This window comes from Brevibacillus choshinensis (genome assembly GCF_016811915.1).
GTDB classification, from domain to species: domain Bacteria; phylum Bacillota; class Bacilli; order Brevibacillales; family Brevibacillaceae; genus Brevibacillus; species Brevibacillus choshinensis_A.
The window spans coordinates 1,331,640-1,353,606 of the sequence record NZ_CP069127.1 but is presented as its reverse complement, the minus strand read 5'-3'; the positions used below and the strand labels follow the sequence as shown (position 1 = coordinate 1,353,606).

General features: G+C 53.5%; 21 protein-coding genes, 1 pseudogene and 1 other annotated feature. Of the genes and pseudogenes, 3 read left to right on the top strand and 19 right to left on the bottom strand.

Annotated elements, in window-relative coordinates:
* Positions 1-40 precede the first annotated feature (40 nt).
* The 8 genes from JNE38_RS07180 to JNE38_RS07145 form a co-directional block, all read right to left on the bottom strand.
* Positions 41-1,432 carry an MATE family efflux transporter gene (locus JNE38_RS07180; RefSeq protein WP_238933583.1) on the bottom strand — a complete coding sequence of 464 codons (1,392 nt, stop codon included), beginning with the start codon at positions 1,430-1,432 and terminating at the stop codon, positions 41-43.
* A 111-nt stretch (positions 1,433-1,543) separates the two neighbouring features.
* Positions 1,544-2,464, bottom strand: a complete 921-nt coding sequence (gene murQ / locus JNE38_RS07175) for an N-acetylmuramic acid 6-phosphate etherase (protein WP_203355914.1) — start codon at positions 2,462-2,464, stop codon at positions 1,544-1,546.
* 16 nt (positions 2,465-2,480) lie between these two features.
* On the bottom strand, positions 2,481-3,443 hold the full coding sequence (locus JNE38_RS07170) for an N-acetylglucosamine kinase (RefSeq protein ID WP_203355913.1): 963 nt from the start codon (positions 3,441-3,443) through the stop codon (positions 2,481-2,483).
* Positions 3,430-4,254, bottom strand: a complete 825-nt coding sequence (locus tag JNE38_RS07165) for a carbohydrate ABC transporter permease (protein WP_203355912.1) — start codon at positions 4,252-4,254, stop codon at positions 3,430-3,432. The genes JNE38_RS07170 and JNE38_RS07165 overlap by 14 nt, the downstream gene beginning before the upstream one ends.
* Before the next feature lie 54 nt (positions 4,255-4,308).
* Positions 4,309-5,241 carry a carbohydrate ABC transporter permease gene (locus tag JNE38_RS07160; protein ID WP_203355911.1) on the bottom strand — a complete coding sequence of 311 codons (933 nt, stop codon included), beginning with the start codon at positions 5,239-5,241 and terminating at the stop codon, positions 4,309-4,311.
* A 59-nt stretch (positions 5,242-5,300) separates the two neighbouring features.
* Positions 5,301-6,608 carry an ABC transporter substrate-binding protein gene (locus JNE38_RS07155; RefSeq protein WP_203355910.1) on the bottom strand — a complete coding sequence of 436 codons (1,308 nt, stop codon included), beginning with the start codon at positions 6,606-6,608 and terminating at the stop codon, positions 5,301-5,303.
* Between the two features lie 53 nt (positions 6,609-6,661).
* Positions 6,662-7,699 (bottom strand): serine hydrolase domain-containing protein, encoded by a 1,038-nt coding sequence (locus tag JNE38_RS07150; protein ID WP_203355909.1) that lies wholly within the window; start codon positions 7,697-7,699, stop codon positions 6,662-6,664.
* A 13-nt stretch (positions 7,700-7,712) separates the two neighbouring features.
* A complete protein-coding gene (locus JNE38_RS07145; protein ID WP_203357445.1) occupies positions 7,713-8,573 on the bottom strand; it encodes a MurR/RpiR family transcriptional regulator in 861 nt (286 codons plus the stop codon).
* 220 nt (positions 8,574-8,793) lie between these two features.
* Here JNE38_RS07145 and JNE38_RS07140 point away from each other — a divergent pair, with 220 nt between their 5' ends.
* On the top strand, positions 8,794-10,086 hold the full coding sequence (locus JNE38_RS07140; protein ID WP_203355908.1) for an amidohydrolase: 1,293 nt from the start codon (positions 8,794-8,796) through the stop codon (positions 10,084-10,086).
* 106 nt (positions 10,087-10,192) lie between these two features.
* On the opposite strand, the gene JNE38_RS07135 is transcribed toward JNE38_RS07140, so the two are convergent.
* Positions 10,193-10,888 (bottom strand): metal-dependent hydrolase, encoded by a 696-nt coding sequence (locus tag JNE38_RS07135; RefSeq protein WP_203355907.1) that lies wholly within the window; start codon positions 10,886-10,888, stop codon positions 10,193-10,195.
* Between the two features lie 182 nt (positions 10,889-11,070).
* A complete protein-coding gene (locus tag JNE38_RS07130; RefSeq protein WP_203355906.1) occupies positions 11,071-11,265 on the bottom strand; it encodes an LSm family protein in 195 nt (64 codons plus the stop codon).
* A 249-nt stretch (positions 11,266-11,514) separates the two neighbouring features.
* Between JNE38_RS07130 and JNE38_RS07125 the strand changes: the two genes are divergently transcribed.
* The gene (locus JNE38_RS07125; protein WP_203355905.1) at positions 11,515-12,084 is read left to right on the top strand and encodes a MerR family transcriptional regulator; all 570 of its coding nucleotides are present in this window, start codon (positions 11,515-11,517) and stop codon (positions 12,082-12,084) included.
* Positions 12,085-12,170: 86 nt separating this feature from the next.
* Here the strand turns inward: JNE38_RS07125 and JNE38_RS07120 are convergent, their stop codons facing one another.
* The 6 genes from JNE38_RS07120 to JNE38_RS07095 form a co-directional block, all read right to left on the bottom strand.
* Positions 12,171-13,352: a M20 family metallopeptidase gene (locus tag JNE38_RS07120; protein WP_203355904.1), complete on the bottom strand. Its 1,182-nt coding sequence runs from the start codon at positions 13,350-13,352 to the stop codon at positions 12,171-12,173.
* Between the two features lie 24 nt (positions 13,353-13,376).
* Positions 13,377-14,606: a Zn-dependent hydrolase gene (locus JNE38_RS07115; RefSeq protein ID WP_203355903.1), complete on the bottom strand. Its 1,230-nt coding sequence runs from the start codon at positions 14,604-14,606 to the stop codon at positions 13,377-13,379.
* Between the two features lie 132 nt (positions 14,607-14,738).
* Positions 14,739-15,530 carry an extracellular solute-binding protein gene (locus tag JNE38_RS07110; protein WP_203355902.1) on the bottom strand — a complete coding sequence of 264 codons (792 nt, stop codon included), beginning with the start codon at positions 15,528-15,530 and terminating at the stop codon, positions 14,739-14,741.
* A gap of 63 nt (positions 15,531-15,593) precedes the next feature.
* The gene (locus JNE38_RS07105) at positions 15,594-16,895 is read right to left on the bottom strand and encodes a helix-turn-helix domain-containing protein (RefSeq protein ID WP_203355901.1); all 1,302 of its coding nucleotides are present in this window, start codon (positions 16,893-16,895) and stop codon (positions 15,594-15,596) included.
* An 82-nt stretch (positions 16,896-16,977) separates the two neighbouring features.
* Positions 16,978-17,505, bottom strand: coding sequence for an HXXEE domain-containing protein (locus JNE38_RS07100; RefSeq protein WP_203355900.1), 528 nt, complete (start codon positions 17,503-17,505; stop codon positions 16,978-16,980).
* A gap of 24 nt (positions 17,506-17,529) precedes the next feature.
* Positions 17,530-18,114, bottom strand: a complete 585-nt coding sequence (locus tag JNE38_RS07095; RefSeq protein ID WP_203355899.1) for a TetR/AcrR family transcriptional regulator — start codon at positions 18,112-18,114, stop codon at positions 17,530-17,532.
* Between the two features lie 131 nt (positions 18,115-18,245).
* Positions 18,246-18,508, top strand: a binding site (T-box leader).
* Between the two features lie 78 nt (positions 18,509-18,586).
* Between JNE38_RS07095 and trpS the strand changes: the two genes are divergently transcribed.
* Positions 18,587-19,576: a tryptophan--tRNA ligase gene (trpS, locus tag JNE38_RS07090; protein WP_203355898.1), complete on the top strand. Its 990-nt coding sequence runs from the start codon at positions 18,587-18,589 to the stop codon at positions 19,574-19,576.
* Positions 19,577-20,007: 431 nt separating this feature from the next.
* Here trpS and JNE38_RS07085 read toward each other — a convergent pair whose 3' ends face one another.
* The 3 genes and pseudogenes from JNE38_RS07085 to JNE38_RS07075 all read right to left on the bottom strand — a co-directional run bounded on the left by JNE38_RS07085 (position 20,008) and on the right by JNE38_RS07075 (position 21,963).
* The gene (locus JNE38_RS07085; RefSeq protein ID WP_203355897.1) at positions 20,008-20,688 is read right to left on the bottom strand and encodes a queuosine precursor transporter; all 681 of its coding nucleotides are present in this window, start codon (positions 20,686-20,688) and stop codon (positions 20,008-20,010) included.
* 169 nt (positions 20,689-20,857) lie between these two features.
* The gene (locus tag JNE38_RS07080; protein ID WP_203355896.1) at positions 20,858-21,349 is read right to left on the bottom strand and encodes a ferritin family protein; all 492 of its coding nucleotides are present in this window, start codon (positions 21,347-21,349) and stop codon (positions 20,858-20,860) included.
* Between the two features lie 212 nt (positions 21,350-21,561).
* Positions 21,562-21,963: pseudogene (locus JNE38_RS07075) on the bottom strand (VOC family protein).
* Positions 21,964-21,967: the final 4 nt, after the last annotated feature.

Sequence of the window (21,967 nt, the reverse complement as noted above, 5' to 3'; positions counted from 1 at the left end):
AGCCTATACCCGTTCTCAAAAATGCTATTCATAACCAATATTACCCTATTCGTTCTATGGTTTCCATCCCCTCTGCGCGGTAAATGTGTAGGAATCTATTCCGATATAAATAGAGAAGGAAGACTCCCCGAATCAGCACATCGAGAAAGATCGAAAGCCACACACCTGCGAGACCCATTTCCAGCTGAAACCCAAAGAAGTACACCCCGACCATTCTGACCAGCCACATGCCGACTGCCGTAGCGTACATGGGTGCTTTGGTATCGCCTGCTCCCTGCAATGCCCCCCGCAGCACGACCAGCAGGGCAAGCGGAGGCTGGTACAAAGCCATGAACGTCAACGCAATGACCACGAGCCCGATGATGTCGGCATCCTGCGTAAAGACGCCCGCAATCAACGGTGCGCACAGATACAGAGCCAGTCCAAAAATGGACATGAGCGCAAGTCCCAGCCACATGCACAGCATTCCGAATGAATACGCATCACGGGAACGCTTGGCTCCCAAATACTGTCCCACCAGAACGGTAGCCGCTACCTCAAAGCCCGCTCCCGCCAGGATCATCAAGGATTCCAGATTGGATGCAATCATATGCGCCGCATAGGCATTCGTCCCGATACGTATAATGGCCCCGTAGTATACCAGGACTCCGAAACGCATGATCATTTTCTCTGCGATGACCGGCAATGAGCGCTGGATAATCTCTTTGGACGGCCCCCCGAAGGTTTCCCGCCAGGAGAAATGATCCCTCATTCCCAGAGAAGAGCGATGCACGGCTGCGAGCAAAACGATCGCTCCGAGCACGCGTACCAATACCGTCGCCCATGCCGCCCCCGCCACGCCCCAGCCTTCAAAGGGGCCAACCCCGAAGATGAATACGTAATCCAGAGCGATATGCACAAGATTGATGTAAAAGCTGACTTTCATAGGCGTTCGCGTGTCGCCTGTCGATCGCAAAATGCTCCCCAGCGTCACCATCAGCGCCATGAATAGGGATGCGCCGCCTACAATGCGAAAATAGACCACCGCTTCTCCCAGCACCTGCGGCTCGGCACCCATCACGCGAAGAATCGGCTCGGCAAACAGGAGCACGACGATCCCAAAGAAGATACCGAGTCCGGCTGACAGCATCACTGACTGACGTGCATAGGAAGCCGCTGCCTCAGGCTTTCCTGCGCCGATGCTCTGCGTGATGTAGGAGGACGCCGAGATACCGACTGCCATGAAAATGGCCATAAAAACGAGGATCATGGCATTGGCCACACCTACGGCCGCAATCGCTGCCGCACCTAGACTGGAAACAAAAAATAGGTCGACAAAGCCGACCAATGTATGCAAGATCTGCTCAAGCATGGCGGGAATCGCCAATGACAGGATCAGACTGATTTTCTTTTTGACAGATAGCTGCGCGTCTGCCGATACCAGCGAAGCCACGTAGATTCACTTCCTTTTTGCAAGCACCGTGATGACAACCCCGTTGCCAATCATACTGCAAAAAGGTTGGATCAATCCAGTCTTTTTCGCAGGGGCGAAGCGCTTTTGCCTCTAAGGAGCTTCACTCGCCTCTCCAAGTTCGATCGCCTGACGCACCTTGTAGCCCGCGCGCTGCAGCCTTTCCTCTGCGGCTTCCTTCGGCAAACCCGTCAGCTGCATCACGATCGCCAGCTTCACGTCTCCTGCTGCCTTTGCGATCAGGATCTCGGCTTCCGGATACTTGATGCCGGTTACCTGCATGACGATCTGCTTGGCCCTCTCCCGCAGCTTGTGATTGGTCGCCTGTACATTGACCATCCAGTTGCCGTACACCTTTCCTACGCGCACCATGCTCGCCGTGGTAAGCATGTTCAATACCATTTTCGTGGCACTTCCCGCTTTTAACCGGGTAGAGCCTGTCACGACCTCCGGACCAACGGCCAGATTGATGCACACATCCACTCCGTGATCGATTTCCGATCCCGGGTTGCAAGCGATCGATATCGTTATCGCTTGGCGCTTCTTGGCCTCCTCCAGCGCACCGATGACATAGGGCGTTCGGCCGCTAGCTGCGATGCCGACGACAACATCCCCCGCCGTGACACCCGCCTCCCGTATGTCCTCCTGTCCCAAGGCGCTTGAATCCTCCGCGCCTTCCACCGCCACAGTCAATGCGGACTGACCTCCTGCAATGATCCCGCGCACCTGGGCAGGATCCGTGCCAAACGTCGGCGGACATTCGGCAGCGTCCAAAACCCCCAGCCTCCCGCTCGTTCCGGCACCAATGTACAGCAGACGCCCGCCTTTTTCCAGAGCCTGGGCGATCAGCTCGACTGCCTGTGCGACCTCAGGCAGCACCTGCTGCACGGCCAGCGCTACCTTGTGGTCCTCCCGATTCATCAACGTCACGATTTCCAGCGCCGACATCTGATCCAGTCGCTCGCTCGAAGCATTTCGCATTTCTGTCTGGAGCTGATGCAAATTCTCCCCCACAGGCTTCCCTCCTTTTTTATGCGGTTCCGCTTTGCCCGAGCCTGGATTGAATCGCCTCGTCCACGTGCCATCCTGCGCACCTCATCGCGGCTACCAGCGCACCAATGACCGGAGGAGCAGTCGAGACCCTCGTCGCAAACCCGGCTCGCCGCAGCACCTCGCGACGCAGAATCGTGTCTGCTGAAATCAGCCCGCCAGCCAGTACGACCGGCAGAGAGCTGCCCGCCTTTCGCAAGCTGACCGAAGCCAGCTCCACCAAGTCATCTGCAGCAAGGCTAATGAGCTCCGTGGCCACTTCATCACCGAGGCTCGCCGCTTTTTCCACCAACGTGCTCGTGTCCGCAAGCTCCTTGCGAGGATTGGCTCCCCCGTAAATGCGGGCGATCAGCTCATCTGGCCGGTTCACCCCAAAATGCTCCAGGTATAAGCCTGTAAGCAGGGTCGTCTTCCCTCTCCCATCCGATGCTTGCAGGACGGCTTGCGCTCCTCTGCGTCCGATGTCAAATCCGCTGCCCTCATCCCCGACCAGATAGCCCCATCCTCCTGTGCGCTGCCTTTCTCCCTCTGCCGTCACCGCATACGCGATCGAACCCGTCCCGGCAATCAAAACAATCCCGGGTTCGCCAAAGGTGCCAGCGTACAGAGCGGATACAGCGTCGTTGTCGAGTACGAGCCTATCCCCCCATTCGGCTGCGAACGCTTCACGCAGGCGATCTTTGATCTGAGGTCGATCCGCCCCGGCGAGGCCGAGGTAGAGCACGGACACAGCGGCTTCATCCGTACCTGCGAGCTCGATGACTTCTCGGACTAGCGCACGGATGGTATTCTCCACCGCTTCCCATGGACGAGAGAGCGGGTTGGTCGCTTCTCCCTCCGCCATGGCTGCGATTTGGCCTTCCGAGTTGCAAATGGCTGCTTTCGTTTTGGTTCCTCCTCCATCCAATGCAAGGACAAAGCGCTGCTCCTTATTTGACTGCACCAGCCGTCAACCCCTCCATGAACTGTCTGGACGCCAGCAAAAACACGCCGATCATCGGCACGGCCGACAAGGTGAGTCCTGCGAACAAAAGACTCCAATCCGTTTCATACTCCCCGAACAGCACCATCATGCCGACGGGAATCGTCTTGAGCGTCTCTTTCTGAATGAAGATGAGCGGAAAGAAGAAGTCATTCCATGCGTGGATAAAGTTGATGATCACGACCGTAGCCAGCGCCGGTCGTATCAGTGGCAGCAGTACCTTCCAAAACACTTGGAAATTACTGCAGCCATCGATCCGGGCGGCTTCTTCCAGCTCCACAGGCAGCGTCCGGAAAAACCCCGTCAAAATGAATACAGCAAGGGGAATTCCGCTAGCCGTGTAGATCAGGATGAGTGACCAGAGAGAATTGAGCAGTCCCAGATTTTTCATCAGGATAAACAGCGGAACGATCCCCAGCTTGATCGGAATCATCAATCCCAGGAGAAAAAAGAAGGTAAGCGCTGCTGTCCATTTAAACGAAAACCGGGCCAGGTAAAAGGAAGCCATCGCAGAAAAAACGGTAATCAGCAAAACGGACATTCCGCTGACAAAAATGCTGTTCCAGAGGAAATCGGCAAAAGGAACGGCTTTCCACAGCTTCTGATACGTCTCGAAGTGCAAAGAGCTTGGCAGCGACAACGGATTTGCAAATATTTCCATATTGGTTTTGAACGAGGAGGCAATCATCAAGGCAATCGGATAAAGTGCCACCAGCATAAAAAGGTACGCGATCACGTATTGCACCGCTCTGCCGCCTATGCTCGTTTTCAAAACGCATTCCTCCCCTCTTCTATCGAGTCTCTTTTCGCCTGCGAAATCAATCGCTTAGTGCTGGACCTCCCGCTTTCGCATCAGGTGCATAGAAAGGGCGGACACGGACGCGACGATGATGAACAGCACGACAGCCAGGGCCGAACCGAGACCGATGGATACATCTCCTCCCCCAGCACTGCTGAAGGCCATCCGATAAAAGTACACCGCCAGCGTATCCGTCGAATAAAACGGCTCTCCCATCGACCCTTGCATGGCATACACGAGCTCGAATGCCTCGAAGGCCTGAATGAACGTAAAGATCGTCATGATCGTGATTGCCGGCATGCACAGCGGAAGGATGATCTTCCACAGCATCGTGATGCCGCGTGCCCCATCCAGTCGCGCGGCTTCAATCAGCTCCTCGGGAATTGACTGCAGCCCGGCCAAAAATATCAGCATCGCAAATCCTACGCCAAACCAGCAGTTGACGAGAATGATCGCCAGAAGAGCGGTATCCGTATCGCCCAGCCACGGTCTTGCCCACTCCGCCAGACCGATTTTGGTCAAAAACGTGTTCAGCGCACCGTAATTGGGATTAAAAATGAGCTTCCACAAAAAACCGACGACGATGACGGAGAGAAGCCGCGGGATGAAGTACGCCACTTTTAAAAAGCCTGCTCCCCGAATCTTTCGATAGATGAAAAAAGCCAAGGTAAAAGCAACACCATTTTGCACGATCATTTCCACGACAAAGTACAGAAGATTGTGACTAAACGCATTCCAAAACATCTCGTTAAATGGCTCAACCGTGAACAGCGTCGTAAAGTTCTTCAGCCCGACAAATACACCGCGCTTGATGCCTTGCCAGTCATAGAGGCTGTACGTAAACGCCGAAAAGATCGGATAGACCACAAATAGGGCATAAAGGATCAGAGCCGGGAGGGGAAACAGGTGGATCACCCAGCTTCTTCGCCCCTTCTGTCTGCTTGTTGCGATGGTACCCACCCCCTATGGTAGGGTTACGGCGAAAGAAGTCTCCTCCCTCCGCCGCCACTCCCTCGTGCTTATTTTTTAAAAGGTGCGAACCAGGTCGCAGCTGACTTTTGCACGTCATCCGCGACTTGTTCAGGCGTCAATTTGCCAAGGTACATCCCTTGCAGCGAATTCTCCAGCGTCTTCTTGGTCGTCGGGTTGCCTTCCGAAAAATGAATGATCATCAAGTAAGGCGCGGGGCTGGACTGGGACAGCTCCGCCATTTTGTTCAAGAGCGGATCCTGCAGCGGCACTCCCGGCATGGCACTGATCATCTTCAACTCATTGGCGTACATTTCGGCAAACTTTTTGGTTGTCATGAATTCCATGAATTTCAGCGCTTCCGGCTTGTGCTTCGATTTGGCATTCACAGCGTAGGAACCGTCTACCCATGTCGTGATGACCGCTTTGCCATCATCCGTCGGCATCGGGAAGAAATCCAGCTGCAGGTCCGGATTCAGCTTTTTGATCGCTTCCAGATCAAAGCTGCCGTTGATATACATGGCTGCTTTTTCCGTCGCAAACAATGTCCTCATATCATTCTGTTCAAGCCCTACATAATTTTCCGGGAAATAAGGTGTAAGTTCCTGCATGCGCTGGACGGATTTGAGGAATTCAGGGCTTTTCAGATCGATTTCGCCCTTCAAGAGCTTGGCGATGTCTCCGTCTCTGAGGTTAGCCGGGGCGATCACGCCATGGCTCAGGGAGAGCAGCCAGCCCTCTTTTGCCCCCAAGGAAATGGGAACGATTCCTTTTTCTTTCAGCGCTTTGGCTGTGGCGATCAGCTCATCCCAGCTCTTTGGTTCTTTCAAGCCGTTTTGTTCGAAGATTTTCTTGTTGTAGTAAAATTGCGTGGTACTGAGCGAAAGCGGCACTCCGTAGACCTTGCCGTCTTTGCCCGTAGCTCCTTTGAGGACGTCTTTCGGGAAGTTCGTGATGCCAGCTAGGCTGTCGAGCGGCTCCAAATACCCCGCTTCCGCCAAAGCAGTGCCTGCGGCGTAAGGACGAAGCTGCAAAATATCGGGACCGCTGTCGCTTTGGAGTGCTGTGTTTAGAATGGTGTTGTACTCGGTAGCTTTGAATGGTTTGAAATCAATCTTGATGTTTGGGTTCTCCGCTTCAAATGCGGCAATGATCTTGGCGTAGCCTTCTGTGTCTTCGACGCGCCAGCTATGCATGGACAGCGTCACTTGCTCCGTTCCGCCTCCCTGGCTGCCACCAGGAGTCCCCCCCGGCTCGCTAGGCTTTGCTGCATCTCCTCCCCCACCGCTGCATCCGGTAAGCAGCAATCCAGCAGCCAGCAAGACAGAAGCTGCTTTGTGAAACCGATACTTTTTCATACCTAACCCTCCCCCATTTTCTCGTGCCTGGATGTGATTCATGCTCTCTATGGTCAAGCTCGCTGAAGATGAGCTGTGACTGCGTCGTGAATCGTCGGCCGCAGCTGCCGCAACAGATGATCGCGTCCCAGATGCACTGCGTTGGTGAGTAAAATGACGGCCCACTCGTGTACAGGATCGATCCATATGCTCGTACCTGTAAAACCGGTGTGACCGTAGCTGTCAGGATGAAAACCGGAGCCGCAGCTCAGCTGGCCCGTTGGATCGTTGCATTGCCAGCCATACCCTCTGCGCTCCGTTCCTGCCGGGGTCTGACAATGAATGGCGCGTTGTTTCCACTCCCTGTCGAGGAGAGAATCCTCCCCAGACATCCAGCTTGCTGCATATCGACACAGATCATCTGCCGTGGCGAACAATCCGGCATGTCCCGCGATGCCCCCCATCGCAAACGCCTTTTCATCATGCACCTCTCCTGCGAGGTATGAGCCTGTGAGTGTACAGAATTCCGTGTGTGCCACGTCTCTAAAATCCTGATTATTCGGACAATAAAGGGTGCGGTTCATGCCTAGCGGCGTAAAAACTTGTTTATTCACAAACAGATCCAACCGTTCACCCGTCACCGCTTCTATCAAAAGACCGAGCCAGATCATTCCTAAATCGCTGTATACGACCTTTGTCCCCGGCTCCTGCAGCAGCTCTTGATGGTACAGCAGGTCGGGCAAGGAAAGCTGACTGTCACGCCTGCGCTCCATCAGATCGGCAGGCAAGCCGGAAGTATGGGTGAGCAGCTGTGCAATCGTGATGGAGCGCTTATCCTTTGGACAATCAGAAAAATAGTTTCCAATCGGATCGTCCGGTCTGATTCGCCCCTCCTGCATCAACAGGAGCAGGGCAGGCAATGTCGCAGTGACCTTTGTCAGGGAAGCCAAATCGTACAAGGTATCCGGTGTGACAGGCTGGCGAGTCTCGATGCTCCTCACCCCCACGTCACAGGAAAAGCATACGCCTTGTCCCTGCAAGACCCGCAGAGACACACCCGGCAGCCACCCATTGTCCACCCACTCCTGCAATAAGTCCCTCACATCGTCCATGCCCTTCTCCCCCTCAATTGGATGAGCGTTTTGTCCGGCTAACGGCCACCCTCGTTTTCTCCAGCAAGGGAATGACTTCTTCCTGCTTTCGGCTGACCATGGCGATAAATAAGATATCGATGACATTCAGCTGGGCGATGCGAGACGCCATCGCTCCGCTGCGAACGCTTTTTTCTACCGAGCTCGTAAACAGGCGGATGCTCGCCAGATCAGCTACAGGTGATGAACCGAATTTCGTCAGGCTGATGATCGTGGCCCCCTGCTGCTTGGCTTCCGTCAACGATTGGATGATATCCTCTGTCTGCCCAGAGTATGAGATTCCGAAAGCGACATCCTGCTCCGTCAAATTGACTGCGGACGTCAGCTGAGCGTGAAAATCGGAGTAGGCCTCGCACCAGAGGTTGATTCGAGATAGCTTTTGCTTGATATCATCGGCGATCACCGCAGATGCACCCACACCGTACACATCGATTTTTCTCGCCCGAGACAAGGCATCTGCCGCATGCTTTACTTCCTCACTCGACAGGACTGAGAGCGTATCCTGGATGGACTGTACGTTGTTCCAGCTCACTGCCTGCATGATGGATTCCACTGAGCCTTCCATCATGATTTCCTGATAGCTGCCGACTCCCGCCGTCTGCTTGTTCAGATCTCCGGCAATGCGCAGCTTTAATTCCTGATACCCTTTCATATTCAGCGAACGTGCCAGGCGAATGATGGTCGCTTCGGACACGCCGCTCAGCTCCGCCAGCTTTTGTACAGATAGCTTTACCACATCTTCCGGCTGCTTCAAAATGAACTGAGCCACCTTGCGTTCGGATGGCTTCAACTCGTCCAAAATCGCCTGTAGGCTGACTAGACCCCCATTTAGCATAAATGACACCGCTTTCCCCGAATCTTATCTTCATTTTATGAAGCAATATTTCCTACGTCAACTGTTATCTAATAAACAATATTTCAGAAGATCCACATTCATGACTGCTTCGCCCCGATTTGTTCTCGCCCGCTTCTCTTTTCTCCTCTTGACCTTTCCGTCGCGTCAAGCTTTACGCTGAAAACCGAAACGGATTAGACAACGAAAAGGAGAAATGGATATGAACAGCTTATTGATTAAAGGCTGCTCCATCCTGACGATGGTGCAGGGAGACAAACCTTTTGTCGGCGATGTGCTGATCGAAGGGGGACAAATCACGCGCATCGCAGAATCGATCGAGCAGCAGGCCGACTCGGTGATCGACGCGAAGGGCATGGCGGCAATGCCGGGACTGATCAATGCCCACAATCACGCCAGCATGTCCCTGCTGCGCGCTTTTTCTGATGACCTCAAGCTGATGGATTGGCTGGATAAAAAAATGCTTCCCGCCGAAGCGCGAATGACCAAAGAGGATATTTACTGGGGCACCATGCTCGGTACCGCAGAGATGATTTCGTCTGGCACCACTGCCTTTGCAGATATGTACGTCCACATGGATGCGGTCGCGCAGGCCGTCGTGGACAGCGGGATGCGCGCTGCCCTCACCCGCGGGCTCGTCTTTCTGGAGGATGACGGGGGACGACGCATGAGCGAGGCGCTTGCGCTGGTCGAGAACTGGACCGGCGCAGGGGACGGCCGCATTACGACTATGCTGGGTCCGCACGCTCCCTATACTTGCCCTCCACAGCCGTTGTCAGAGGTAATCGAGCTGGCACGGAACCGGCGCATTCCCCTGCACATCCATCTGGCAGAGACCGTGGAGGAAGTCGAAAAAATCCGCTCCCGCTACGGTCAGTCTCCAACCGAGTATTTGCACGAGCTGGGGCTGTTTGCTGACAACCATGTTCTGCTCGCCCATGCGGTACACCTGACTCGTACGGATGTGAGCCTGCTGCGCGGCATGCGGGGTGGCGTCTCGCACAATCCTGTCAGCAATCTCAAGCTCGGCTGCGGCATTGCGCCTGTACGGGAAATGATCGCTCAAGGCATCACCGTCGGTTTGGGGACTGACGGAGCCGGGAGCGCGACGACCCTGGACATGTTTGCGGAAATAAAAGCAGCCACGTGGATGCAAAAGCTCGAATCCGGCGATCCTACTGTCCTCCCAGCCGAGCAGGCACTTCGCATGGCGACGATCGAAAGCGCCAAGCTGCTCGGAATCGATGCGCAGGTAGGGACGCTCGAAGTCGGAAAGCGCGCCGACCTCATTTTGATCGATCTGGACAAACCGCATCTGCAGCCCATCCATGACCTGCATTCCTTGATCGCATACAGCGCGACTGGAGCAGATGTCGACACGACGATTGTAAACGGACAGGTTTTGATGCGAAATCGAGAGCTGCTGAGCATGTCCTGGGAAGAAGTAAAGAGCGAGGCGGCCATCCGATCCGCTCGTTTGGTAGAAGGCTTGTGATTTGCTGCGGCCTTTGGCCAGCGTAGGTTTGTACAAAAAAAGCCGCCTTTCCTTCAGCTGGGAAAGGCGACTTTTTTACTGGTGCCACTTATCCTTGAAGAATCGCTTACGATAAGCGGAAGGACTCCCCTGGCTTCAGTGCCTTGCCGCGGATGTCTTTTTCCGCCAGCTCCGCCACGAACGCCTCTCCGTCCTGCTTGATTGGCGGGAAAGTATCATAGTGGATCGGAATGACGTAATCGGCTTTCACCCATTCCGCTGCCGTGACGGCATCCTCTGGTCCCATCGTGAAGAAATCCCCGATCGGGAGGAATGCGAGATCGATGTCATGGCGTTCCCCGATCAGCTTCATATCGCCGAACAGTCCAGTGTCGCCTGCATGATAAATGGTTTTGCCCCCGATTTCAATGACGAAACCACCTGGCATACCCATGTATACGATCTGCTTTTGATCATCGAGCACGACAGCTGAGCTGTGGAATGCTTGCGTCATTTTGACTTTGCCAAACGGAAGCGAAGCTGTTCCTCCCAGATTCATGCCGATCGCTTTTGCTCCCTGCCAGCTCATGTATGTAGCCAGCTCGTGCGTCGCTACGATCGTCGCGTCATTCGCAAGAGCTAGTTCGACAGCATCCAGGATATGATCCTGGTGCCCGTGAGTCAGCAGGATGTACTGCACCTTGATGTCTTCCAGCTTGGTGGCGGCTTGGGAATTTCCCGTAATGAACGGGTCGATTATGATGGAATGGCCTTCCGCAGTCAATTGAACGGAAGAATGTCCGTGAAACTTGATATCTAGCATCGTTTCCCCTACCTTCTTCGTAATCTCATACCTCTCTCATGTTACCACGAAGAAGGGTGGGAATAAAATCCACCTGCTGTACAGGAAGTGTACGAAGTTCTGATTGAATAAAAAAGCTGCCGATCGCTCGACAGCCTTAAGCACCTCGCATCTCGAGTGAGTACGCAAGGTGTCCTTCATTCCTAGCAGTTAGGTGTTTGTTCCGACACTGCGATAATCTTCGACGCACTAATGACAATGCGGCGATTATTTTCAGTTTCGCGAATGATCAAAGAAGTCGATTTTACCTCGATCAACCGACCAACAAAATTTCCGCGCACCGTTTCCACTTTTACGTTTCTCCCAACGAATTTTTTCATCTGGTCTTTAAATGCCATGGTCAATCCCTCCTTCTACAGCATCCTATGTACATACGATTCCGCCCTACTAGAGCAAATGCGGAATGGAAGCGAAAATGTACTTGTACCCCTACATCATCTGACTCAGTTCAACAAGTCCCTCGACGCTCGGACAACTTTTGTACGAGCACTGCGGGAATTTGTCGCACGATTCCATACAGGAAAACTAGTGCGTGTAAAGAAAGCGTATGAAGAAGGTTCTTCAGTCATAGACAGGAGGGGTAACCGATGGGCAATGTCATAGAATTGGTTGCGAGGGAACGCACGTACAGCGGCAGAGAGGTAGCAGATTTGCTCGGGATTGGAGCGAGCACGCTGCGCAAGTGGAGCATGCTCTTGGAGCAGCATGGCTACTGGTTTCTTCGTGACAGCCAAAACCGTCGTGAGTACAGGCAGATGGACGTGGCAATCCTGCAGCGCTTCTATCGCTTGACCAAAGATCAGCTTTTTCCCCAGGAAGAAGCGGCACTCATGATCGTCAGCCACGAGGCCCCCTTGCCTGCACGCATGGAAACAGCTGTCGCTCTCGCTTCTCCTGTGCATGCGCCAGAGAGCAGCAGACTGGAAGAAAAGCTGCACGCTCTCGCAGCTCACGTGCAGCGACAGGAAACCGCCCATCAGGAACTCCTCGAGCGCTTTGAGAAACAGGAGGCGTACATTCGATCGAACCTCAAAGAGCGCGATCGTCGTCTGATGAAGGCGATGAATGACATCATGGATGCGAAGATGCAGCTGGCCAAAATCAATGACGAGCGGCGGAAAACCTCCATCTGGCACAAACTGTTTCGCATGGAGTAATTTAGAAAACTTGGCTGTGCAAAAAAACCTCCCGTTTTGGCAAACAGGAGGCTTCGCTTTCTTTCTTTTATTGTCAGGACTTCTCTTTAGTCCATTACAACTTTTTTGGCAGCATGCAGGAACATTTTGACTCCTACTGCCAATGCATCCTCGTCGATGGTAAAGCGAGGGTGGTGGTGCGGATAGGTGATGCCTTTTTCCTGGTTGCCCGCTCCGACGTAGAAGAAGCAGCCCGGCGCCTTCTGCATGAATGCCGAGAAATCTTCCCCGCCCATGTTCGGGCGCATGTGATCCACCCATTCTGCTCCCAGAGCTTCTACCACTACTTCTTCCATCAGCTGGGTCACTTCAGCGTCATTGATCACCGGACGATAGCCAAATTCGTAGGTGAACTCGTACGTTGCACCATGCGCCTCGGTAATCCCTTTGATGACACGTTCCATGAGCTTCGGAACTTCTTCACGCAAATCTTTGTTGAAGCTGCGGACGGTTCCGCAAATTTCTACAGCTCCCGGAATGACGTTGTGTGTGGTTCCGCCCACGAACTTCGTCACGGAGAGTACCAGATTTTCCAATGGGTCGGTGTTGCGGGAAACGATATGCTGCAGGTTGGTAACCACCTGGGAAGCGATCGCAATACTGTCGATGGTCTGGTGCGGCAAAGCGGCATGACCTCCTTTTCCGAATACGTTGATCCAGAATGTATCAGGAGCTGCCATCATCGGTCCAGGGCAGATCCCGACTGTCCCGTACTCCATCGTTGCCCACAAATGCGTCCCGATGACCATGTCCACGCCGTCCATTACGCCTGCCTGCACCATTTCCTCCGCTCCGCCCGGATAAATTTCCTCTGCGTGCTGAAAGAAAAAGCGCACTTCCCCTTTGATTTTATCCTTCATGCCCGAAAGAATTTTCGCTGTGCCCAGCAGCATGGAGGTGTGCCCGTCGTGGCCGCACGCATGCATGACGCCAGGATTTTTCGAGACGAACTCAAAGCTGTTTTCTTCCGTGATCGCGAGGGCGTCCATGTCTGCCCGCATCGCCAGGACCTTGCCCGGTTCAGGTCCGATCAAGCGCGCCATGACGCTGTTCTTGGTAGGACGTGTAATTTCCAGATTGCCGAACGACTGAAGCGTATCATAGACGAACTGAGCAGTCTTTTCCTCGTGAAAGGATAGCTCCGGATGCTGGTGCAAATATCGACGCCATTCGATTACTTGCTGCTTGATGTCTTCCACTGCCTGGTTGAGCGTTGCTGTCGCTGCCATCTTCGTTCTCCTCCTATTGTCTCTCTATCTGCCGCTCGCCAAGGATGCGACGGTACGATACAGAACATTTGCCCCGTCTTTGCAATCTTCTTTACTGGTGAACTCTGCGGGATTGTGGCTGATGCCGTCTTTTGAACGAGCAAAAATCATTCCTACCGGGCAAAGCCCAGTCAACTGCATGCAATCATGACCGGCGCCGCTGGGGAGCGTGATCGTCTCCAGGCCTTCCGCTGCACATGCCTCGTTGAACGCGGCACGAATGTCCTCCGAGCATACCGCCGGATTGATTCGCTGCAAGAGCTCGACATGCAGCTTGACACCGCGTTTCTCGCAGATATCTTTTGCCTGGCTCATGATGGCTTGCTCCACGAGATCGCGAACGGCTACATCGACGTCCCTGAGATCGAGCGTAAATTCCACCCGGCCCGGTATGATATTCACGCCGCCCGGGAAAACTTGCAGCTTTCCGACTGTTCCGACACTGATTTCCTGACGCATCGCTTCCCGTTCAATCACCAGCATGACTTCTGCTGCGGCTGCCAGAGGATCGCGGCGCATCGTCATCGGGGTCGCGCCAGCATGGCCTGCTTCCCCCTCCAAAACGAATTTCAGCCAAAGGGGACCTGCCACACCACTCACGACACCTACAGACAAGTCGCGGCTCTCCAGGACTTTCCCTTGCTCGATATGCAGCTCGACGTAGGCTTTGACGCTGCCTGGCTCTCTCGCAGCTTTGCCGATATGCTCCGGATCGAGGCCGCTGTTCGCCATCGCTTCTGCTATGGATACTCCCGCCTCATCTCTGCAATCGAGCTCATCTCGCTGCAGCAAGCCGGCGATGCCGCGGCTGCCTATCATCCCATAGCCAAAACGGGTACCCTCTTCGTCCGTGAACGCGATGACCTCGATCGGATGCTCCGTCTCGACGCCTTGTTCATTCATGGTTTGCAGTGCTTCCACACCTGCGAGGACTCCCAACGGTCCATCGAAGTTGCCTCCACTCGGAACCGAATCCAGATGGGAGCCGACTAGCACGACCGGTGCTTGCGGATTTTTCCCTTCTTTTCGTCCGATCAAGTTCCCTACCTCGTCTTCTCTCACCGTGAGTCCCGCTTCTTTCATAAAGCCTGTCACCAGATCCTTGGCTGCGCGCTCTTCCGGGGAAAAGGAAAGTCTCGTCACCCCACCGACTTCCTGTGCACCGATAGCGCTTAGCTGCATCAATCGGTCCCACAAACGGTCCGCGTTGATCATGGTTCCCCACCTCCTCTATGCTAAGTCAACCATTAACGGTTGATTTACGGTTATGTCCTTTAATTGTATAGTAGTCTGTCTATTTTGAAAAGGAAAAACGCCCGGCCAGTTATTGGCCAAGGCGTATTCTTCCTATTTCCAACCCCATTTTTGAAAAACCTGATGCGCTTCTTCCGTTTTCAAATACGCGATGAACTGTTGGGCTGTTTTCTTGTTATCCGATGTCTGCGCGACGGCGATCGGTGTTCCCCGGTAGAGCTTGTCTGTTTCCGGCAAACGGATCAGGTCTGTTTCATCCGTCAAGCGGTAGTGCCAAGACTCATAGGTTATCCAAGCATCCAGCTCCGGATTGCTTTTCCAAAGAGCGATTGCATCGGCGCTGCTTCTGACAGACAGGGCAATGTTCTGTTGTAGTTCCAAAATGATGTCCAAACGACCCGCGAGGTCTTCCCACAAGCCGAGCTGTCCCGCCCCGTTCACGTCAATGATTTTGATGCCGGGCTTGCCGAGGTCCTGCAATCCTTCGATTTTCTTCGGATTGCCTTTGCGGACGAGAATGCCCGCAGCTCGCGGATACAAGCTGGTTCGCGTTTTTTCGTCAATCAGCCCGGGGTATTTGTGCACCATCTCCTGCAGCATATATTCCGACCCGCCGAAAACGACGTCAGCATCCTTCTTGGCTTTCTCGACCCAGTTTGCTTCTGGGCCGGACGTCACTTCCACTTTCAGCTTGTTCGCTTTGGAAAAACGATCTGCCAGCTCCTTGATCGGCCCCAACGGACCTCCTGGGCCATAGACGTAAATCACCTCTTCCTTTTTCGGATTGCTCGTCTCATCCGTCAGCGCGGATTGGGCATATCCGTTTGCCATGGTGGCAAATAGTAAGATCGAAAGGATGGCTGCAATGGTTACGTTTTTTTTCATGTGTTCCTCCTTGAGTTCGCCTTTTCACACAAGGTAACGAGGGGAGAAGCACAACGGTTCGATTTACAGGATGATTCGGTACACCTTGCGCGGGCGCCCCCGCGGATTCGGGCTTTCCTCGCCGACCACCTGCGCCAGCCCGTTGGATTCGAGCTCCATCAGGATGCGTCTTGCGCTGCGCGGCAGGATTTGCATGTACTGTGCCAGCTCATGGGCGTTGATTTCCTGCGATCTGCGTTTCTTCAAAATGGAATCGAGCTTGGACAGGGTAAGCACGCTCAGGGATGTTTGCTGACTGAGCGTTTGCAGCCGATCCGAAGATGCGCTGCTGTACGAGATCTGCTCCTGGCTGCCCAACGGCCCTGCGATGCTTTTGTCATCAAAGAAGACCATCCAATGGCCTGGCCCTCTCTCCTTGGCGTGAAGCAAAGCTGTTCCCGCGTGGATTTCCGCTTCGTAGGCCGTTTTGCCGATCCCGATTCCGCAGGTGACCCATTCCGCATGAATTCCGAATGCTTCGTCCAGATCAGGCATGGCTCTGTAATCGCTCGTCACGTTTTGCATGATGCCCCGTGTGGTAAAGATCGCATATCTGCCGGGTCCGGCCGTTTTTAGCGAGCCTTGCAAATGCTTGGTGTAGCGCAAGAGCTTCTCCATCGTCTTGATTTCGGCATTCTGCCACTCGTCTGTAGCGAACGTTCCTCCCGCGAGCTCCCGCAGCGGATCGATCTCCATGATTTGCACGGCGATTTGCGTATCTTTGAAATGGAGCATCTCGTGAGTGCGCAGCAGCATGTGAATGACTGAGAGCACCCCTGCTCTCGTCGGCAGCACGCGATGCACCGGGACCCCGCGAGCGCGAAGCTCCATATCCGCCGTCCGCAAGCATGTGACGGCTGCCTTGGTCTTCCCTTCTCTCCACAGCTTTTCGTGATAATCAGCCAGCTCCCCAGCCGTGATCGCGCCGTCATAGTGCAAAAGCCACGTGTACCCCTCGTCGATTCCCGCTTCCTTCAGAAAAAGAATCAGCTCTCTTGCGGAAAAGGTATCGAAGCTGAGTTCACGGACCTTGATCTCGCATTGATGGGACAGATGAAGCAGCGTCCGGTACAGACTCGCCCCCATATGCGGCACATAGGCCATCGGGACGCTGATCTTTCCCCATTCCTTCACCATGGTGTACGGCACCTTGCCGGAAAACAGCCATAGGTCTGCGTCGTGAATATGAGGCTCTATCAAATCAAAAATGTCTTCTTCGTTCCAGTAGACAATTTTCAAGCATTCCAATTCCTCGAATTCTTGTGTGACGGACTCGATGATCTCCATGGAATCATCCGCGCCCAAGATACCCAGTCGCAGCTTCAATGCGCGCCCTTCTTTCGTCAAGGTGATTCTCTATACGATAGCAAATTTGAGATGGCGAGGAAACGAATGACGCTTTACCTTTTCAGCGGTTGCTGACAAACTGCCCCAACCGATGGGCTCCGTACAGAAGCGGTACGATCAACAAGACGTACGGCAGAGTGCTGCCTACCAGCTGCCACGAGATGACATCCTCAGCAAACAGGCAACTGTATGTGTACAGGCTGTAGGGCAGTGCCAGAGCGACTGCTGTCACCACGCCAGGCGTGTAGCTGCGAAGCAGGAGACTCTGACCGATATGGGTAAAGGTGTGCAGAAAAAGAACGTGCAGACAGACGAGGAAAAACGGGAGAAACGTCCTTTGCTCCCACGTGCAGATGGTGAGCAGCACAGCCAGTGCGAGCACACAGAAGATGCACGTCACTGCTACGGCAAATTGCGCAGTAGTCATGGTAAGGGATGGCTCGATCATCCCTTTGAACCAGCGGGGAGCTTTCTTCATGACGACTCCCTTGTTTTTCTGCAGCCAAGACTCCACGACGATCAATTCTTCCAGATCATGCAAGACAAACACGACCAGCAGCAGCCAGATCCAGCTTGTTACCTCGAGCATCCTGTTTCGCCTCCCTCAGAAATGTCACGCCTGAAGCATGCCAAATGCGAGCAGCGCGACCGCTTCATCCGCGAGCTGCTCCGCCGTTTTTTCTCCTGTCAGCAAAAAGCGGAGAGTCAGCCGGTACAGCATCGCAACGATTGATTCAGCCGTGACCTCCACAGCCAAATCCGCCCGCACGTGCCCTGCCTCCTGATTGCTCCTCAGATTGGCAGCTACGATCTGGGCCAGCTTGCGGTGCAGATCTTCTCCCTCCGGCGCTTGGGTCAACACGATCGCCGTCAGCTCTGGCATTTCCGCAAAAAAACGGAACAGGTCCAGCAGATTTTCCCGCATCCTGCCTCGCACCTCCCAGCCTTTCAGCGGCGTCACCTTGCGTCCCGCATCGGAGAGCTCCCAGAGCTTCTTGAAAAATACGTCCATCAGCTCCTGGTGGAGCATTTCCTTGCTGGGGAAATACAAATAGAATGCTGCCTGCGTCAATCCTGCCCGACGAACGATGTCGCTGACCTTCGTGCGATGGTAGCCGTTGGCAGCAAATTCGGATGCCGCTGCCTGCATCAGGCGTGAGCGGCTCATTTCCCCTTTTCCAGACTTCTTTCGAGTCATTCCCCTCACCCCAAAACTAACTCACGAGTTATATAACTTCAAAGTTAGTTTTACATTTATTGGATCAACCGTCAAGTGGCTCTTGCTTTTTTCAAAAGCACTCGGTAAAATGATTGCTCAAAGGGTAACATTTGATGGCAATGAGGAAGAAGAGTAGGCATTTGATGAGACTTCAGAGAGCTGATGGTTGGTGCGAATCAGTGTCGCGTGGATGTTGAATGGGCTTCCGAGCTCCAGACCGAACCCGCTTTGTTCGAGCGACAGTAGGCTCTGGCGTAACGTCCGTACGTTATCATCGGACACCGTATCATTGGTACGGATTAAGAGATTTTGCGCGTGTCTTTCGGCGTGCGTGAAATAACAAGGGTGGCACCACGGTTCATTCGTCCCTGTCCAGGGCGGATGGACCTTTTTGTATTTGTCAAAGCTTTGATTCCAAACGACCATCGAAAACCAGAAAGGAGCAATACCCATGAAAACCATTTTCTCCGGCATCCAGCCCAGCGGCATTTTGACCTTGGGCAACTACCTGGGCGCCATGAAGCATTTCGTTCCGCTGCAGGATGAATTCAACTGTTTCTACTGCATCGTCGACCAGCATGCGATCACGGTTCCTCAAGACCCTGCCGTGCTGCGCGAAAACATCCGCCGCCTGGCTGCGCTATACCTGGCAGTCGGCCTCGATCCGGAAAAGGTGACTCTGTTCATCCAATCCGAAGTGCCGGCTCACGCCAAGCTGGGCTGGATCATGCTTTGCACCTCCTATCTCGGCGAGCTGGAGCGCATGACCCAATTCAAGGACAAATCCGACGGACGCGGAGAATCCATCCCGGGCGGACTTCTCGCTTATCCTCCACTGATGGCAGCTGACATCCTGCTGTACGACACCGACTTCGTGCCGGTAGGGGAAGACCAAAAGCAGCATCTGGAGCTGACCCGCGACCTGGCGAATCGTTTCAACAGCCGCTACAGCGAAGTCTTTAAGATTCCGGAAATTCGCTTGCCGGAAACAGGGGCACGCATCATGTCCCTGCAGGATGGCACAAAGAAAATGAGTAAATCCGATTCCAATGTTGGCGGATTCATCTCCATGCTGGATGACCCCGATACGATCACCAAAAAGATCAAGCGCGCGCAGACCGATTCCGACAGCGCAGTACGTTACGACAAAGCCGAAAAACCAGCGGTCTCCAATCTGATGACCATCTACTCCCTCTGCTCCGGCAAGTCGCTGGATGAGATCGGGGCGATGTACGAAGGAAAAGGCTACGGTGCTTTCAAAGGCGATCTGGCGGAGGTCGTGGTCGAAACGCTGCGACCGATCCAGGAGCGCTACAACCAGCTGATCCAGACTTCCGAGCTGGACGATATCCTCACAAAAGGTGCCGAAAAGGCGAGCGAAACAGCAAACAAAGTGCTCCTCCGCGTGGAAAAAGCCATGGGGATGGCACGCCTCGGATAAATCGTGCAAGCTCGCAGCGACTGGCAAAAGAGCGGTTGCCTGCAAACAGATTAGACGGATGGAGACATCATGGCTCCTTTCCGTCTTTTTTAATGGAATGAGAGAGGATACATTCGCGAGTGCATCTGCCTGACTCAATACTCCCTTGTCTCCGAGACCGTCGTTTTGCCCGGATTCGGTACCTTTTTTGGTTCCAAATAAAAAAGCCGCCACCCTTTTTCGGATGGGGCTTTCTCATGCAGCTTTTTTCTGTTCTCCGCGCAGCGGGATGCGCCATTTCACAACGAACGCTCCAAGCATGAAAGCCTTCTATCTGTTGGATGGACGAGAGTTTGCACCCGATTCCAGGTAAACAAAAACAGAAAAAAGACATGCTCGTCCATTTCATAGACACAGCATGTCTCTTTTTTTAGAAGGGAAAGGGAACCGACTTACTCCTCTGGCACCTTCATGCTTCTTGCTATATACAAAACAGGCGTCGATGCGGCGGAAACAATGAATTTGATCAAATACGTGGTCAGCAGAATTTCCCACCAGACCTCCATCGGATACACACCCAAAAACGCAATCGAGCAAAACGTAATGGAATCCAGCAGCTGACTGAACAAGGTGCTGCCGTTGTTTCGGATCCACAGCTGGTTTTTGCCTGGGCACTTCTTCTTCAGCCACGTGTAGATTTTCACGTCGACAAACTGACTGAGCAAATACGCGCACAAGCTGCCCAGTGCGAGCCGTGGCATCAGACCGAAGAGCGTCTCCAACGCCCCTTGGGAAATGTCTGATTCCTGCGGTTCAAACAACAGGACCAGCTGCATGATAATCGTCGTGGCGATCAAGGTGAAAAATCCGAACCAGACTGCTTTTTTGGCTGCCTTCTCCCCATATTTTTCATTCAGCAGATCACTCGTCAGATAGATGGACGCATAAATCGTATTGCCGAGCGTCATGACCAATCCGAACATCTCGATTGTTTTGACCACTTGAATATTGGCCAGCACCGTGGCCATGCCAAGCCACGCGTACAAACCCATCCTCCCGAACAGGCGGTAGCAGAGCAGAAACAGCCCGAAGTTGACCAGGGCAAATCCCACTCCCAACATCACATTAAACATCAATCATTGCCTCCTAGTTTTGATAACGCGGGAGTTTACGAACCGCGGCCCTTTTTTGGGCATTTCCACATTGTACTTTTTTTCATATGCCTTGGCAATCCTTGTCTTTCACCCATAAAGCCAAAAAGCCCGCAACGACGTGAACCGTTACGTGCTTTATCAGCAGCCATCACTTATTTTTCGCGTACAGCCAGTTGTAATAGCTCGCATGCTTCATCTCATCTGTCATGATCTCGAAAACAGTATCGCGGTACCGTGCCGGAATGTACTTGTAAATGACGCGGTATTTTTCGAAAGCCTTAAGCTCCCCCATCAACGCTTTTTCGATGCCGTCCAGGTAGCTGGCCGGCTTTTGAAAGGCTTCCCCCTCATCAGTCAACGGAGGACGCTGGCCGGTAAGCTGCGTGTACATTTGGCGGAATAAGCTGCGGTGCTTTCGTTCGTCATTGCGAATGCCAGTAATGACATCCTTTTCCTGTTCCGTCGGAGCCACGCTCAGCAGATAGTCGTAAAACAGTTCGTCATGCCGCTCGTCTGCGATAGCCTCCTGAATCAATCGGAGGACCGTTTGCATACCTTCTTCATGCTGACCGTACATGCCTTGCTGCGTATAGGGTTCGTATGAAGCATATGCGTAAGGTCCAAACCAATAACCGTTCATCGCCAAGCTCCTTTTTCCTTTTTGACAGGATATTCACCTACCTGAACGATGGAGCATGACTACATTTTTTGTAAGCGAGAAATAGAATAGAACGACGCACGGTTGTTTTTGCATACTCGGCCTGCCTGAAGGAGATTCAACCACTCCCATATTTTTCAGGCGGGGGAAATTCCCAGGTAATATCCCCCACCGGATAACTTCCCTTTTCCCAACTATCTATCTTCTACTTGCAAGCTGAGAGCCACTTTCTCAGCCTTTTCGCCTTCATCCAAATACTCAAAAAAGCCGATGCGATTGCCCCACGGGTCTTCAAAGGTCGCCCATTTGACTGGTACCTCTTCCCGCTGATGGATATCAAACCATTAGACGTGAAGCTCATTCATCAGTCGTTCCCGCTCCGCCTCCAGATTCTCAACACCGAGTCGCAGCGGCCCGCAGCCTTTAGCTGGCTCTCCTTCCGCTACTTGCAGCCAGCTCCGCGGGATCAGCTCCCATTCGGCAAAGCCCTCATGCGGCACGAAGTCAGGCTCTCTTTTCAACAAGGACTGGTACCAGGCTTGACCTTTTTCCATATCGGTGACTCGGATTTGAACGGTCAATTCGTAGATGTTCATGGGG

What these genes read in the sequence shown, in the direction of transcription:
- JNE38_RS07155 (WP_203355910.1), bottom strand. Translation starts at nt 6,608, where the DNA reads ATGAAAAAGTATCGGTTTCACAAAGCAGCTTCTGTCTTGCTGGCTGCT.
- JNE38_RS07150 (WP_203355909.1), bottom strand. Translation starts at nt 7,699, where the DNA reads ATGGACGATGTGAGGGACTTATTGCAGGAGTGGGTGGACAATGGGTGG.
- JNE38_RS07145 (WP_203357445.1), bottom strand. Translation starts at nt 8,573, where the DNA reads ATGCTAAATGGGGGTCTAGTCAGCCTACAGGCGATTTTGGACGAGTTG.
- JNE38_RS07140 (WP_203355908.1), top strand. Translation starts at nt 8,794, where the DNA reads ATGAACAGCTTATTGATTAAAGGCTGCTCCATCCTGACGATGGTGCAG.
- JNE38_RS07135 (WP_203355907.1), bottom strand. Translation starts at nt 10,888, where the DNA reads ATGCTAGATATCAAGTTTCACGGACATTCTTCCGTTCAATTGACTGCG.
- JNE38_RS07130 (WP_203355906.1), bottom strand. Translation starts at nt 11,265, where the DNA reads ATGGCATTTAAAGACCAGATGAAAAAATTCGTTGGGAGAAACGTAAAA.
- JNE38_RS07125 (WP_203355905.1), top strand. Translation starts at nt 11,515, where the DNA reads ATGGGCAATGTCATAGAATTGGTTGCGAGGGAACGCACGTACAGCGGC.
- JNE38_RS07120 (WP_203355904.1), bottom strand. Translation starts at nt 13,352, where the DNA reads ATGGCAGCGACAGCAACGCTCAACCAGGCAGTGGAAGACATCAAGCAG.
- JNE38_RS07115 (WP_203355903.1), bottom strand. Translation starts at nt 14,606, where the DNA reads ATGATCAACGCGGACCGTTTGTGGGACCGATTGATGCAGCTAAGCGCT.
- JNE38_RS07110 (WP_203355902.1), bottom strand. Translation starts at nt 15,530, where the DNA reads ATGAAAAAAAACGTAACCATTGCAGCCATCCTTTCGATCTTACTATTT.
- JNE38_RS07100 (WP_203355900.1), bottom strand. Translation starts at nt 17,505, where the DNA reads ATGCTCGAGGTAACAAGCTGGATCTGGCTGCTGCTGGTCGTGTTTGTC.
- JNE38_RS07095 (WP_203355899.1), bottom strand. Translation starts at nt 18,114, where the DNA reads ATGACTCGAAAGAAGTCTGGAAAAGGGGAAATGAGCCGCTCACGCCTG.
- trpS (WP_203355898.1), top strand. Translation starts at nt 18,587, where the DNA reads ATGAAAACCATTTTCTCCGGCATCCAGCCCAGCGGCATTTTGACCTTG.
- JNE38_RS07085 (WP_203355897.1), bottom strand. Translation starts at nt 20,688, where the DNA reads ATGTTTAATGTGATGTTGGGAGTGGGATTTGCCCTGGTCAACTTCGGG.
- JNE38_RS07080 (WP_203355896.1), bottom strand. Translation starts at nt 21,349, where the DNA reads ATGAACGGTTATTGGTTTGGACCTTACGCATATGCTTCATACGAACCC.